10 protein-coding genes and 1 pseudogene are annotated in these 14,230 nt (G+C 38.4%); 6 read left to right on the top strand and 5 right to left on the bottom strand.

The features are described from left to right. The first annotated feature begins 51 nt into the window (after positions 1 to 51). From xylF to SLH52_RS00260, 4 genes are all read left to right on the top strand, one after another. Positions 52 to 1,134 (top strand): D-xylose ABC transporter substrate-binding protein, encoded by a 1,083-nt coding sequence (gene xylF / locus SLH52_RS00275; protein WP_320207312.1) that lies wholly within the window; start codon positions 52 to 54, stop codon positions 1,132 to 1,134. Between the two features lie 221 nt (positions 1,135 to 1,355). Continuing rightward, positions 1,356 to 2,462 carry a sugar-binding protein gene (locus tag SLH52_RS00270; protein WP_320207311.1) on the top strand — a complete coding sequence of 369 codons (1,107 nt, stop codon included), beginning with the start codon at positions 1,356 to 1,358 and terminating at the stop codon, positions 2,460 to 2,462. Between the two features lie 85 nt (positions 2,463 to 2,547). Continuing rightward, positions 2,548 to 4,068, top strand: coding sequence for an ATP-binding cassette domain-containing protein (locus SLH52_RS00265; protein ID WP_320207310.1), 1,521 nt, complete (start codon positions 2,548 to 2,550; stop codon positions 4,066 to 4,068). A 12-nt stretch (positions 4,069 to 4,080) separates the two neighbouring features. Next, positions 4,081 to 5,256, top strand: a complete 1,176-nt coding sequence (locus tag SLH52_RS00260; protein WP_320207309.1) for an ABC transporter permease subunit — start codon at positions 4,081 to 4,083, stop codon at positions 5,254 to 5,256. Positions 5,257 to 5,345: 89 nt separating this feature from the next. On the opposite strand, the pseudogene SLH52_RS00255 reads toward SLH52_RS00260, so the two are convergent. Continuing rightward, positions 5,346 to 6,623: pseudogene (locus SLH52_RS00255) on the bottom strand (MFS transporter). Positions 6,624 to 7,038: 415 nt separating this feature from the next. Between SLH52_RS00255 and SLH52_RS00250 the strand changes: the two are divergent. Next, a complete protein-coding gene (locus SLH52_RS00250; protein ID WP_320207308.1) occupies positions 7,039 to 7,797 on the top strand; it encodes a DUF4386 domain-containing protein in 759 nt (252 codons plus the stop codon). 3 nt (positions 7,798 to 7,800) lie between these two features. Here the strand turns inward: SLH52_RS00250 and SLH52_RS00245 are convergent, their stop codons facing one another. Continuing rightward, positions 7,801 to 8,370: a Crp/Fnr family transcriptional regulator gene (locus SLH52_RS00245; RefSeq protein WP_320207307.1), complete on the bottom strand. Its 570-nt coding sequence runs from the start codon at positions 8,368 to 8,370 to the stop codon at positions 7,801 to 7,803. 749 nt (positions 8,371 to 9,119) lie between these two features. On the opposite strand from SLH52_RS00245, the gene katG reads away from it, so the two are divergent. Next, positions 9,120 to 11,339 (top strand): catalase/peroxidase HPI, encoded by a 2,220-nt coding sequence (katG, locus tag SLH52_RS00240; RefSeq protein WP_320207306.1) that lies wholly within the window; start codon positions 9,120 to 9,122, stop codon positions 11,337 to 11,339. A gap of 162 nt (positions 11,340 to 11,501) precedes the next feature. On the opposite strand, the gene rlmH is transcribed toward katG, so the two are convergent. The 3 genes from rlmH to SLH52_RS00225 all read right to left on the bottom strand — a co-directional run bounded on the left by rlmH (position 11,502) and on the right by SLH52_RS00225 (position 13,894). Then, positions 11,502 to 11,981 carry a 23S rRNA (pseudouridine(1915)-N(3))-methyltransferase RlmH gene (gene rlmH, locus SLH52_RS00235; protein WP_320207305.1) on the bottom strand — a complete coding sequence of 160 codons (480 nt, stop codon included), beginning with the start codon at positions 11,979 to 11,981 and terminating at the stop codon, positions 11,502 to 11,504. 93 nt (positions 11,982 to 12,074) lie between these two features. Continuing rightward, positions 12,075 to 12,230: a CxxH/CxxC protein gene (locus SLH52_RS00230; protein ID WP_320207304.1), complete on the bottom strand. Its 156-nt coding sequence runs from the start codon at positions 12,228 to 12,230 to the stop codon at positions 12,075 to 12,077. A gap of 419 nt (positions 12,231 to 12,649) precedes the next feature. Next, complete coding sequence (locus SLH52_RS00225; RefSeq protein ID WP_320207303.1) at positions 12,650 to 13,894, bottom strand: S1C family serine protease; 1,245 nt, start codon at positions 13,892 to 13,894, stop codon at positions 12,650 to 12,652. Positions 13,895 to 14,230 lie beyond the last annotated feature (336 nt).

Here is a 14,230-nt window from a genome sequence, read left to right as displayed (position 1 = left end):
AAACTGTTAATAAAAGTTTTCCTTTCAGTAGAAAAGGAGCGAACTATTCCTATGAAACGGTTATTTTGTCAAGGAAGTCTACTATTGTTCTTTTTTGCTATGCTTGCACTGACTACAGCATGCGTAGATGAAAGAGATTCGACCACAAATTCAACTCTGCTAGAACAAGAACAAACGACATTTGATTCTGCAGACGAAGAAAAAAAGCTTAAAATTGGCTTTTCTATGGATACATTATTAGAGGAGCGTTGGTTAAGGGATAGAGATCGCTTCAAAGAAGCAGTAGAGGCACTTGGCGCAGAAGTAGAAATCTTTGCTTCAAATGGTGACGATGCTTTACAAATCTCACAAGCAGAAAAACTAATTAGTCTAGGCATCGACATACTCGTCGTTGTTCCGCACAACGCAGAATCAACAGCAATGATCGTTGAAAAGGCCCATTTAGCTGGTATTAAGGTGCTTTCCTATGATCGACTAGTGAAAAACGCTAAGCTTGATTTATACGTATCATATGACAATGAACAAGTAGGTGAGCTTCAAGCGAAAGCAATTACATCATTGGTTCCAAAAGGAAATTATGTATATATCGGCGGAGCAGAAACAGATAATAACGCCCATTTATTTAGAAAAGGTGCATTTAACGTCCTCAAGCCATTCATTGACAGAGGAGATATTACGATTGTATATGACCAGTGGACAAAAGATTGGTTACCTGAAAATGCTTATGAAAATATGAAAGCAGCTTTAATAGCGAATAATAATCAGATTGATGCTGTCATTGCTGCTAATGATGCAACCGCTGGAGCTGTCATTCAAGCACTCGCTGAACAAGGGCTTGTAGGTGAAATTCCAGTTTCTGGTCAAGATGCCGAGCTTGCTGCTGTTCAACGAATCGTTGATGGAACACAAACAATGACTGTTTATAAGCCAATTATTGATTTAACAAAACAAGCGGCTGAGCTTGCTGTTAAGCTAGCAGAAGGTCAAGTTGTTGATGTTCAGACTACCATTAATAATGGGAAATTCGAGGTGCCTTCTGTTCTCCTTTCACCAATTGCAGTAAATAAGCATAATATCGATGAAACAATTATCGCTGACGACTTTCATTCTATTGAAGAGGTATACGACAGATAACAAAAGAATTTATTATTCACAGACCGCCAGGATGCATCCTGGCGGTTTTTAACACTCCAGTAGATACGAATTTTTATAAGTAAGCTAGCAACTTACTAAACTAATATTAAAAAAATACAGATAATATTAAAATTGTGCTAATAGAAAGCGTTTTCATCATAATGCCTGACTGCTATATTGGAGTTATTAAGACACAACTTTAATTCGAAAGGGGATTTTTGATGAAAAAGAGAATTATAGCGGCCATCGTTGTCATGATGCTTGCACTAGTAGCTGTAGGCTGTGGTAGTGCTACTACAGGAAGTGGTAACGATGTAAGTATCGGTATTGTTTTACCTACGAAAGATGAACCTAGATGGGTACAAGATGAGCAAAGGTTTAAAGATGCATTAGCAGATTCAGACTATTCAACAGAAATTTTATTTAGCCAAGGATCGTCAGCTAAGGAAAAAGAAAATGTTGAAACATTACTTAACAAAGGAATCGATGTCTTAATTATCGCTCCACACGATGGGGCAGCTGCAGGATCTGCAGTTGAGGCGGCTAAAGACGATGATGTTACAGTTATTGCATACGACCGCTTAATTACTGAAACTGAGGCTGTAGATTATTACGTTACATTTGATAGCATAGCGGTAGGTGCAGCTCAAGGACAATTTTTAATTGACAATGCTAACGGCTCAGGCACTCCTTTATATTTATATGCTGGTGCTGCTTCTGACAATAACGCATTCTTGTTCTTTGAAGGAGCATGGAGCGTACTTCAACCAAAGATCGCTGATGGCACTTTTGTCATCGCAAACTCTAGCGAAGCAGAAGCTTTAAAAGATAAAGCTGAGCTTTCACGTGATGAAATGGGTAAAATACTAGGACAGGTTACGACAAACTGGGATCCAAATGAAGCGAAAAACAAAGCTCAAACACATTTAACAGCTGTTGGAGCAGATATGAAGGGTGATGTTGCAGTTCTTGCGCCAAATGATGGAACAGCACGCTCTATCGCTGATGTATTTGAATCAGATCCTGAAGTTTCAAGCTATTTAGTAACTGGTCAAGATGCTGAAAAAGCTTCTATTCAATATATTATTGATGGTAAGCAAGCAATGACTGTATTTAAAGATGTTCGTACACTTGTAAAAGATGCAATCGGAATGGCAGTTGATGTATTAGACGGTGGTACGCCTGATACAACTGGTTCTTACGACAATGGTAAGAAAGACGTAAATGCAAAACAAACTGATGTAATCGTCGTTGAGGACGTTAACGTTAAGAGTGAGCTCATTGATTCTGGTTACTATGAAGAGAGCGAATTTGAAGGCCTAAAATAAAATGCGCATGCTTTATGGAAATAGTGATAGATACGTCTGTCACTATTTCTAATTATTTTAGTTGTTTTCGTAAGGGAGGTTAATCATGAGCGAGTATATTCTAGAAATGCATCAGATTACGAAGGAATTTCCAGGGGTCAAAGCGCTCAGTGATGTTAATTTTAAAGTAGAAAAAGGGGAAATTCACTGCTTAATCGGTGAAAATGGAGCGGGAAAATCGACACTGATGAAGGTGCTTAGCGGTGTGTATCCATACGGAACGTACGATGGTGATATTGTTTTTAATGGTAGCGTGCAAAAGTTTAACAAAATTAACGATAGTGTCGATACCGGAATCGCTATTATCTATCAAGAGCTTGCGTTGTTTCCTGATTTATCAGTTTATGAAAATATATTCGTTGGCAACGAAGTGGACCGTGGAAGTGTAATTGATTGGAATCAAACAATTGTCGAGTCCAAAAAAATGCTAGAAAAGGTAAATTTAAAAGTTAATCCTGAAACGTTAATTAAAGATTTGGGCGTAGGAAAACAACAGTTAATTGAAATTGCAAAAGCGTTAAGTAAAGAAGTAAAGCTTCTTATTTTAGATGAGCCAACAGCTGCCCTTAACGAGGACGATAGCGAAAACTTACTGAATCTATTACGAGAGTTAAAGGGACAGGGCATAACTTGCATCATGATTTCACACAAGTTAAAAGAAGTCATTTCAATTGCAGATAAAGCAACAGTTATCCGTGATGGACAAACAATTTGTACATTAGATGCAGCCAAGGGAGAAATGAACGAAAACACTATTATTAAGAACATGGTCGGTCGAGAGATTACAGATATTTATCCGAAGAGAAGTAAGCAAAAATTCGGTACGAAAATTCTCGAATTACAAAACTGGTCTGCGTATGATCCGAAAATTGGTCGAGATGTAGCTAAAAATGTCAACCTTCATGTCAAACAAGGGGAAATTATCGGTATTGCAGGTCTTATGGGATCCGGCCGTACTGAATTAGCACTTAGCATCTTCGGAAACTCTAAATCTTATAAGCTACAAGGGGATTTAATCGTTGACGAAGTGCCACAAAACTTTAAACACACGAGTGATGCTATCAAAGCAGGAATTGCATATGTCACTGAGGATCGTAAGGGTGATGGCCTTTTCTTACTTCAGGACATTAAGAATAATATCTCTGCGGCAAATATGAAAGGCATCTCTTCAAAAGGTATTATCAATGACAACGAGGAAATTAAAGTCTCAGAAAAATATAAAGATTCTTTAGGAATTAAAGCATCATCCGTGCAACAGCTTGTCGGTAAATTAAGCGGTGGTAACCAACAGAAGGTTTCATTAGGTAAATGGTTGTTTGTTGGTCCTAAGCTTCTTATTCTAGATGAACCGACACGAGGTATTGATGTTGGAGCAAAATTTGAAATATATTCCGTCATGAACGAACTGATTAAGGAAGGAATGAGTATTATTATGATTTCTTCTGAGCTCGGCGAGGTTTTAGGAATGAGTGATCGCATTTATGTAATGGCAGAAGGAGAAATCAAAGGAGAGCTGCCAGCAAATGAAGCCGATCAAGAAAAAATTATGCAGCTTGCTACGCAATAGGAGGTTAAGTGTATGAAGTTATTCCATGAAGCAAAGGATTTAATAAAAGAAAACATTCGTGATTACGGTATGTATATTGCCTTAATAATAATTATGGTAACATTTACCATTCTAACAGATGGCTTATTTATGTCATCTCGAAATATTAGTAATCTACTAGATTCAGCTGGTTATATTGCTGTTTTAGCTGTCGGTGTTATGCTTGTTATCGTCATTCGTCACATTGACTTATCGATCGGCTTCTTGGCTGGATTTCTTGGTGCTATCGCAGCCATACTCCTCATGGAAGTTGGGTTACCTGTATATGTAGTAATTCCTATTATTCTAGTACTTGGAATTTTAGCAGGCTTAAGTACAGGTTTTCTAGTAGCTAAAGTAGGAATTCCTTCCTTTGTTGCCACATTAGCAGGATGGCTCATTTTCCGAGGCGCAATCCTACTCGTAACTGAAAAATCTGGTACAATTATCGTTCAAAATGATGCTTTTAATGCAATTGGTAATGGATATATTCCCTCTATTTTGCAAATTAACGGGTTACATTTTCTTTCATTACTTGTCGGTGGTTTAGGTATCATATTTTATATTTATAGCGCGATTTCGAACCGCAAAAACAAAATTAAGTACAATTTTGAAGTTGTTTCTAAAGAAATCTTCATTTTACAATTAATTTTTGTTTCAGCTATTATTGCGTATATTACATGGATTTTAGCAGGTTATAACGGCTTCTCTTGGACGGTTGTCATTATGCTGCTTGTTGTTATTCTGTATCATTTCTTTACGACTAAGACAGTGCTAGGACGCCATATTTATGCGGTTGGTAGTAACCCAGAAGCTGCACACCTTAGCGGAATTAACGTTAATAAAATTATCTTTCTCGTCTTCGGTTCAATGGGTATGCTATCAGCGTTATCAGGGATTTTGTTCACTGCTCGTCTACAATCAGCTACAACAACAGCTGGTACATTATTCGAGCTTGATGCCATTGCAGCGGCATACGTCGGAGGTGTATCTGCAGCAGGTGGAGTCGGAAAAGTAACAGGGGCAATTATCGGTGCAATCGTTATGGCTTCCTTAACAAACGGTATGAATTTAATGGGGGTTGGAATCGCACCTCAATATATTATCCGTGGTGGCGTTTTAGCTCTTGCCGTTATCTTTGATGTCATGACTCGTAAGCAAAGAGCTTAAGCGTTGTTAATAATTAGCAGGGGCCAACCGAAAGTTTTATATACAAGGGGCAGAACTATCAAAAAATGATCGTTCTGCCTTTTTATTTATCATTTAATCGTAGCATTGTTCTGAATTGATACACCTTTCGGTTCAGGAACAAATATTAAAATAATTCCACCAATAATAAAGAGAACAATTAAACTAAAGACGCCCATATTCGTATGTCCTGTTAGTTGTGAGGTGAGTCCGACTAGAAATGGTCCCATAATGGCAGCAAATTTACCGAAGATATTGTAAAAGCCAAAGAATTCATTGGCATTCTCTTGAGGTATGAGCTTAGCGAAGTAAGAGCGGCTTAACGCTTGAATCCCACCTTGTGACGATGCGACCAGCATAGCCAATATCCAAAAATCGAGTGTAGTTTGCAGAAAAAACGCGTAAATACAAACAATGATATAAATAATGATACCTACGTAAAGCATTTTTTTACCAGAAAAGATATCCGCTAATTTCCCGTACAATATGGCAAATGGCGCGGCAACAACCTGTGTGACAAATAAGATAATGAGTAAGCTTGTAGCAGATATACCTAAATCAGCTCCGTATGCTGTAGACATGGAAATGATCGTCCCTACCCCATCAATATAAAAGAAATAAGCTAGCAAAAATAAAAATAACGAACGGTATTTTCGAACTTCCTTTACCGTTTTCGCTAGTCGCTTAAAACTATTTCTAATAGGTTTTGGTTCACGGTCAATATAGTGAACTTGATAAACATGTTTCAATAATGGAATAGTAAAAATAAACCACCATAATGCTGTAATCATAAAGGCTATCTTACTTGCAACTGTTGTACTAATCGGCAGGATACTACTTTGAGATAACATGATGATAGCGATACTAACGATAAAAGGGATTGTACTCCCAATATAACCAAATCCAAAACCGTATGTAGACACACGATTCATGTGTTTCTTTGGTGTGACATCTACTAAAAAAGCATTGTAAAAAATATTTGCTCCAGCAGATCCAATCGTTGCCACGGTATAACAAACTAGTAACAGCAGTCATTGATCACTCGGAATAAATGCTAATATCGCCGTTGAAGTCACACCTAAGAAAAGGAAGAATACGAAAAACTTTTTCTTTAACCCTTGATAATCTGCAATCGTACCTAATATAGGACTTAACATTGCTAATATAAAGGTTGCAATCGCTATTGTATAGCCTAAGTAAGCCGTGGAATTTGCCGCAGATATTCCACTATTCGTAGCAGCTTCTTTATAAAATAGTGGAAATATAGCTGTTGTAATAATAATTGAATACGCTGAATTTGCCCAATCATAAAAAATCCAACCCCGCTCCGCTTTTGAAAAACGCTTCATAACACTCCTCCCAACCTTATCAACATGACTTTCATTTAAATGAGCATAACAAAAGAATAATAGGCAGATTTACCATACCTTTTTCACGTCTAATAATCTTTCACTTCAATGAATAACCTCTACACAAGAAACTTCTTTTTGAAGTGACTACTTTAATCACCTCCATGCCAGATTAGCTACAAAATAGGGAATATAGATGTTTGTAGCAAGGTCGACCTTGTACAAATATTAGTTTGAAATCTCGTATAAATGTCTTCTTTTGTTCGATAGATAAATAATCGTAATATGATTACTGAAGAAGCTTGTATATTTACTTAGGCAATAGATTATTTTCTAATTGATTCATTGACTTAAGTCAATGAATCATATTCATTTTTTCACTACAATACAATCAAAAGACTTAGGAGGGAATTATATGGAAGTATTACAGCAAGATGTAAATCAGCTTAGAAAATCAGCATTAATTGCAGGCATATCTTTGATCATCATGACCGTAGCTGCATTTTTCTCTTTTGGCTATGTTCATAGTTCTTTAATGATTAGTAATAGCTCGATTGAAACATTTAATAACATTTCAGCATCAACAGGCTTATTTAGAGCAGGAATACTTGGTTGGCTAGTTATATTAATAACGGATATTCTCGTTTCGTGGGCATTTTATATCTTTTTAAAACCAATACATGAAGGGTTAGCAACGTTAGCTGCTTGGCTTCGATTGATGTATACTGCCATACTGGCTATTGCGGTCTCAAATCTCATTCAGGTAGATAATCTCATTAAGTATAGTAATGAGCTGTTGAATCAGCCTGACAGTCTTCTCGCTTCTGAAGTCATGATGTCTGTACTAGCATTTGAATCTGTTTGGTCGTTTGGGTTAATCGTCTTTGGGATGCATCTATTAATAGTGGGCTTTGTCGTTTCTAAAACTAAAACAGTTCCAAAGATCATAAGCGTTTTACTTGTATTAGGGGGTGCAAGTTATATGTTGGTTCATCTATTAGACGGATTCTTTCCAACGCTTGAAAATGTGACTTCAACTATCGAGATGATTTTGATGATTCCAATGACAGCTGGAGAGCTAGGCTTTTGCATTTGGCTCTTAGTGAAAGGTGGTAAAACACCTATTAAATCGTATTCAACAAGGAAGACACATAACAAGGCTGCGCAAATTTGAATACTATAATCTTCGTTTGATACGACTAAGTGACTCAGGCGTAATACCTAAATAGCTTGCTAACTGATGCTGTGGTACACGGTGAACCAAATCAGGGCGTTTGTCAACGAGCGCCTTATACCGCTCTTCTGGGCGAGATGATATAAACGTAGCAATATCATCATGCATTTCACCCATAATCTCTTCCATTAACTTACGCGTCATCGTCTCAAGTCCTGGATGCTTGTCATACATCTGTTCCTCGTTAGATAAATCACCTACAACGAGAACACAGTCCTCCACACAGATTAACGTGTACTTAGATGTTTTATCAGAACTATGCTGATTGAAGATCGTCACCGCTTGCTCTTCTGTAAAAAAATTATACGTCGTTTCTCTCCCCTCTTCATCAACTGCAAACTGGCGGACGCAACCCTTTACAACAAAATAGCATTTCTCTGGAACCTCTCCCTGATCTAAAAGGATAGTTCCTTTTTTATATTCTGCAATAGGTATATCTGCAACAATCATCTCTATCTCTGATTCACTAGCATCTGTATAATGTTTCAAATATCGAATAAGGATATCACTCATGTGAGCTACACCTCCATCTTTCTCTTTATTATTGTTATAGCATATCACTTAGCTATGAAGCTAACAAAATATGACTCATATTACGATTTGAATAAGTAGATTTAATAAAGAAAGACTACTAGAAGATATATTTGTAGGACAACCGAAGATGATGATATGACAAGATGAAGCCACTTCAACATATGCAACTGCATTATTCTTTAGAACAACTAATAGGGTGGTTAGTTTGATGATGAGCGGTGTGGTCGGTTGGACAGTATAAGAGCTGATTTGGACAGTAAAATGGGTAATTTGGATAGTAAAAGGCCTGATTTGGATAGTAAAATGTGTGATTTCGATAGTAAAGAGTCGTTTTGGACAGTAAACTGTGTGATTTCGATAGTAAGCTGTGTAATTTAGATGAAGATTATATCAGTTCTGCAGCAATAGCTTCGTTGATGGTTTGATTAACGTAATTGCTCAAAAATAATGTAGTAAGAAGCGGAAAAATCCTGTTTAACAACCTCATACTCAGGTAATTCTAATAAACATGAAAACAACATTATTGGCCCTATTTTGTGTGATGATGAATCTTGTTTGAAAGTAACTATTGTTAAAAATTCTCCATCCACAGCACATATCACTTTGAATCAAACACCCAGTCCACTATAATAGAGAGTAAGAATTATCATAATAGTCTAACACCTATTTGTGGCAAGATGTAATGTTATCATCGACTAAATGTTCAAGAATAGGAAGGAGAATGATGAATGGAAAACAACAATTATCCTGACCAAAAAGAACACACAGCTGCAGCTGCGGGGCAATGTCCTGTAACTCATCACAAAGATAGTGCAATCACGACAACGACAGCGCCTAGAGGTACGACGAATAAAGACTGGTGGCCGAACCAATTAAATTTGGGCATTCTTCGCCAGCATGACAAGAAATCCAACCCAATGGGAGAAGACTTTAATTATAAAGAAGAATTCTCTAAGCTCGATTATGATGCTCTAAAGAAAGATCTTCATCACTTAATGACAGATAGCCAGGATTGGTGGCCTGCTGATTACGGTCACTACGGTCCATTCTTTATTCGTATGTCTTGGCATGCAGCAGGTACATATCGGACGGCTGATGGACGCGGGGGTGGCTCAACTGGCTCACAGCGCTTTGCACCTCTGAACAGCTGGCCGGATAATGTCAATCTTGATAAGGCCCGCCGTCTGTTATGGCCTATTAAGCAAAAGTATGGAAACAAGATTTCCTGGGCGGACTTACTTGTATTAACAGGTAACGTAGCACTTGAATCAATGGGCTTAAAAACGTTTGGTTTTGGAGCAGGACGTGAGGACATTTGGCACCCTGAGGAAGATGTGTATTGGGGTTCAGAGAAGGAATGGTTAGCTGACAACAGGTATTCCGGTGACCGTGAGCTAGAAAATCCACTCGCTGCTGTACAGATGGGGCTCATTTATGTAAATCCTGAAGGTCCAAACGGAGAGCCAGATCCACTTGCAAGTGCCCGTGATATTCGTGATACATTTGAACGTATGGGGATGAATGACGAAGAAACGGTGGCGCTTGTCGCGGGTGGACACACATTTGGTAAAGCGCATGGCGCAGGGGATGCCTCTCAAGTAGGTGACGACCCTGAAGCAGCTACACTTGAAACACAAGGGTTTGGTTGGAAGAGCACATACAAGAGCGGAAAAGGCCGTGATACGATATCAAGTGGTATTGAAGGTGCGTGGACGACGAACCCTATTAAATGGGATAATGGCTACTTTGAGTTGTTATTCGGATATGAGTGGGAGTTGACGAAGAGTCCTGCAGGCGCTTCCCAATGGGCACCTGTCAATATGCAGGAGGAACATTTGGCCCCCGATGCTGAAGATCCATCAAAACGTGTAAAGACGATGATGACAACAGCGGACATGGCTTTGCGTATGGATCCGGAATATGAAAAAATTTCCCGTCGTTTTTATGAGAATCCGGAAGAGTTTGCAGATGTATTCGCACGTGCATGGTTTAAATTACTTCACCGTGACATGGGGCCAAAAGATAGATACTGGGGTCCAGAGGTTCCACAAGAAGAGTTAATCTGGCAGGATCCGATTACAGAAGTCGATTATGAACTATCTGATGCCGAAATCGCTGACCTAAAAGAAAAAATCCTGACCACTGGATTATCCGTAAGCGAACTAGTGAAAACAGCTTGGGCTTCAGCAAGCACATATCGTGGTTCGGATATGCGCGGGGGTGCGAACGGTGCACGCATCCGATTGGCTCCTCAAAAAGATTGGGAAGCTAACGAACCTGCACAGCTAGAAAAAGTGCTTGGAATCTATTTAGACCTTCAAAGTAAGCTTGATAAAAAAGTCAGCCTTGCTGATTTAATCGTACTTGGCGGAAACGCTGCAATTGAAAAAGCAGCTAAAGACGCAGGCTTCGATGTAACAGTTCCATTTTCTCCTGGTCGTGGTGATGCAACTAATGACCAAACAGAAGTGGAAAACTTTGAAGTATTAGAGCCCGTGTCTGATGGATTCCGTAACTACCAGAAAAAAGAATACTCTATCAGTCCAGAAGAAATGCTCGTTGACAAAGCACAGTTACTAGACCTAACTGCACCAGAAATGACAGTCTTGCTCGGCGGTATGCGTGTCCTTGGCACGAACCATGGCGGTTCGGAACACGGCGTATTCACTGACCGTGTCGGTACATTAACAAACGACTTTTTTGTAAACCTGCTTGATATGGGCATTGAGTGGAAACCAGCAGGCTTCAACAAATATGAAGGCCGTGACCGCAAATCTGGGGAAGTCGTGCGTACTGCCTCACGCTTTGACCTCGTATTCGGTTCAAACGCAGTTCTTCGGGCTATAGTTGAAGTGTATGCACAAGATGATAATACAGAAAAATTTATCCATGACTTTGTAGCAGCTTGGGTGAAGGTGATGGATGCAGATCGGTTTGATTTGAAGTAAAAAACATAGATAGAGACCTAAGGAACATATCTGTTCCTTGAAGAACTGCACCTCGATTGTTAGATACAATTGGAGGTGCGGTTTTTTTATCTAAAAATATCTTTAGCCGACTTATTAGAGGCAAAAATTCAACAGACATACTGATACTTGTATTTTAGTTTTTTACTTATGGTACGGTTCCCCCCTATTAATCCGAAACGCCCGATAAACCTGCTCCAACAAAATCAACCTCATCAACTGATGAGGAAACGTCATCTTAGAAAATGACAACGATTCGTTCGACCTCTGCATTACTTCATTACTTAGTCCTAGTGACCCTCCAATTACAAAAGCAACTTTACTCTTGCCGTACGTTGCTAAATTATCAAGGTCTTTTGCGAGCTGTTCCGATGTTTTCATTTTGCCTTCGATGGCAAGGGCGATGACATGGGTGTCTTCTGATATTTTTGCGAGTATGCGCTCGCCTTCCTTTTGTTTGATTTGTTCCATTTGTTGCTCGCTTAATGCTTCGGGTGCTTTTTCGTCTGAGAGCTCAATGATATTCACCTTTGCATAAGGTGTGAGGCGTTTTAAGTATTCTTGTATGCCTTGTTTTAAGTATTTTTCTTTTAGTTTTCCAATTGAAATAATTGAGATATTCACATTTATCCCCGCTTTATAAACAGTTTACTTACAAGTTATCCACAGTGGTTATCCACATATGCACATTTTCTATCCACATCTTGTATGAGAATATTAGTTCCCTACAATATATGTTGCTGGATTTCGACAAAATTCACAGCATGTTGACAACTTTTCTTCTTCATTTAGCATATTTATTTCTGGTGCAATTTCATGTTCATCTACATACATATCAATGGCTAAATCTATATGTTCATCACAGCATTTCATGCTCTCATTCCTCCAAACAAAGACTCTTAATATTTATCCACATGTGGGCAATTCTTTTTTCCGTTATCCATTGTAGCATATATTATTGTGGGTAATTACTGACGTAAATATTTATCCACACACTTAAAAAGCAAAACGACTTCACTTCCACACATCCTATCGGTAACGGCGGAATGTTGTCAGCCCATCCTAACTCCCCAACAAGCACATGAACTCAAGGTAATTCTCTTAGAGAGGCTTATCGCTTTCGAGTGAAAAGGCGAAGTGACCTCCTGAAGATAGACGCTAAAATAAGCTTACACTCATTCAATAGCTATTTTACTTATGATCCAATTAATAAATACAACATATCTATATAAAAGTTCATCATAAAAAAGAGGGCTTCTCATAACCCTCTCGTTTTACCTTTATACAGCTGCCTACAACAAAATATATTTCGACAGCTTCATCGTTATCGTTTGTGTTAATCCTTGTCGAAACAATGTTACTTCCATCGTATCTCCGACTGACTTTTTCGTATATAAATGCCTTCTTAAGCTTGTTAGGTCATTTATTTGCTCACCGTCAAGCTCGACAATGACATCAAGCTCTTGCAAGCCGGCTTCGTCAGCAGGTGAGGATCGTTCAACGCCAGTGATAGCTACACCTTTAGTCACTTCTGTTGGTAGCTTTAATGTTTTTTGTAAATGCTCTACCGAAATATCTTGGAGAGAGGTTAATTCTACGCCCATATATGGGCGTCTAATCTCGCCATTCACTTCTAGGTTTTCAATTGTTTGTTGTACATAGTTAATTGGGATCGAAAGGCCTATACCTTCAACAGCATGCCTCGCAATTTTCATCGAATTTATGCCGATAACCTTTCCATTCATATTTACTAGTGCGCCTCCACTATTACCTGGGTTTATCGCAGCATCGGTTTGTAAAACCTCAGCAAACCAATCAATGATTCTGCCTTTTGATTCTACTTCTACTGGGATAAACCGATTTGTACCAGAAATAATGCCTTTTGTGACCGATCCTGATAGATGGATTCCTAATGGGTTACCTATTGCGATGACGGTTTCCCCAGTTTTTACTTGATCTGAGTCACCTAATTCGGCAATGACCGTTATATCCTTTGCATCAATTTTGAGTACCGCCAAATCTGTTAATGCGTCAGTTCCGACTATCTCCGCATTTACACGTGTACCATCATAAAGTACGACCTCAACGTTATTTGCCTGTTCAACAACATGGTGATTTGTCACAATATATGCTATGTCATTGTCTTTTTTATATATAACACCTGAACCAGTACCAGCTTCGACCGGTCCTCTACTTGACCAAAAGTTTGCTTCTTGAATGTTTACAACACCGACAACTGCCTCTGAAACTTTCTCTACAGCTTCAGTTACAGATGTAATCACATTGACTGACATATTTCTACTAGGGGCTGCTGTAACTGAAACAGAGTCAGTTGCCTCTGGTGATTGAATTTTTTGGTGTTCATATACAATCTTATAAGGGAGAACATCTAATTTTGCTAAAAGAGGAATGAACATAATGACAATGAATGTGCCTACAACTGCACCTATAAATACAGTTAACAACCAACCTTTTTTCTTTCTCTTCCTCTTGTATCTTTTTTGTAAGTGAACATAACCATCGTCATAATAGCCCATTTATTATTCATCCTTTCATCGGACAATAGGTTAGCTAATGTATTTGTTCAATAATTACACTGCATGTCATTGCATTGTTTCCTTCAAGTACCACAGTTTGTTACATTTTTTAGACCATATCTATAGTATATTATACTTATATGTAAAGAAAAATCTACCAACATATATGTAACTGTACTAATCATTATCTTAATTTCCTATGATCATCTCTTTATTGTCCAAAACAGCACTCTTTCTATCCAAATTTAAGCTCTTACTGTCGAAATCTCCCCTTCTTCTGTCCAAATATAGCCTTTTACTGTCCAAACTTCAAAAAGAGGCTTCTCTAAGCCAAAC

The sequence above is a fragment of the Cytobacillus sp. IB215665 genome (assembly GCF_033963835.1).
Taxonomy (GTDB): Bacteria; Bacillota; Bacilli; order Bacillales; family SM2101; genus Nanhaiella.
This window is presented reverse-complemented; position numbering and strand designations above follow the sequence as displayed.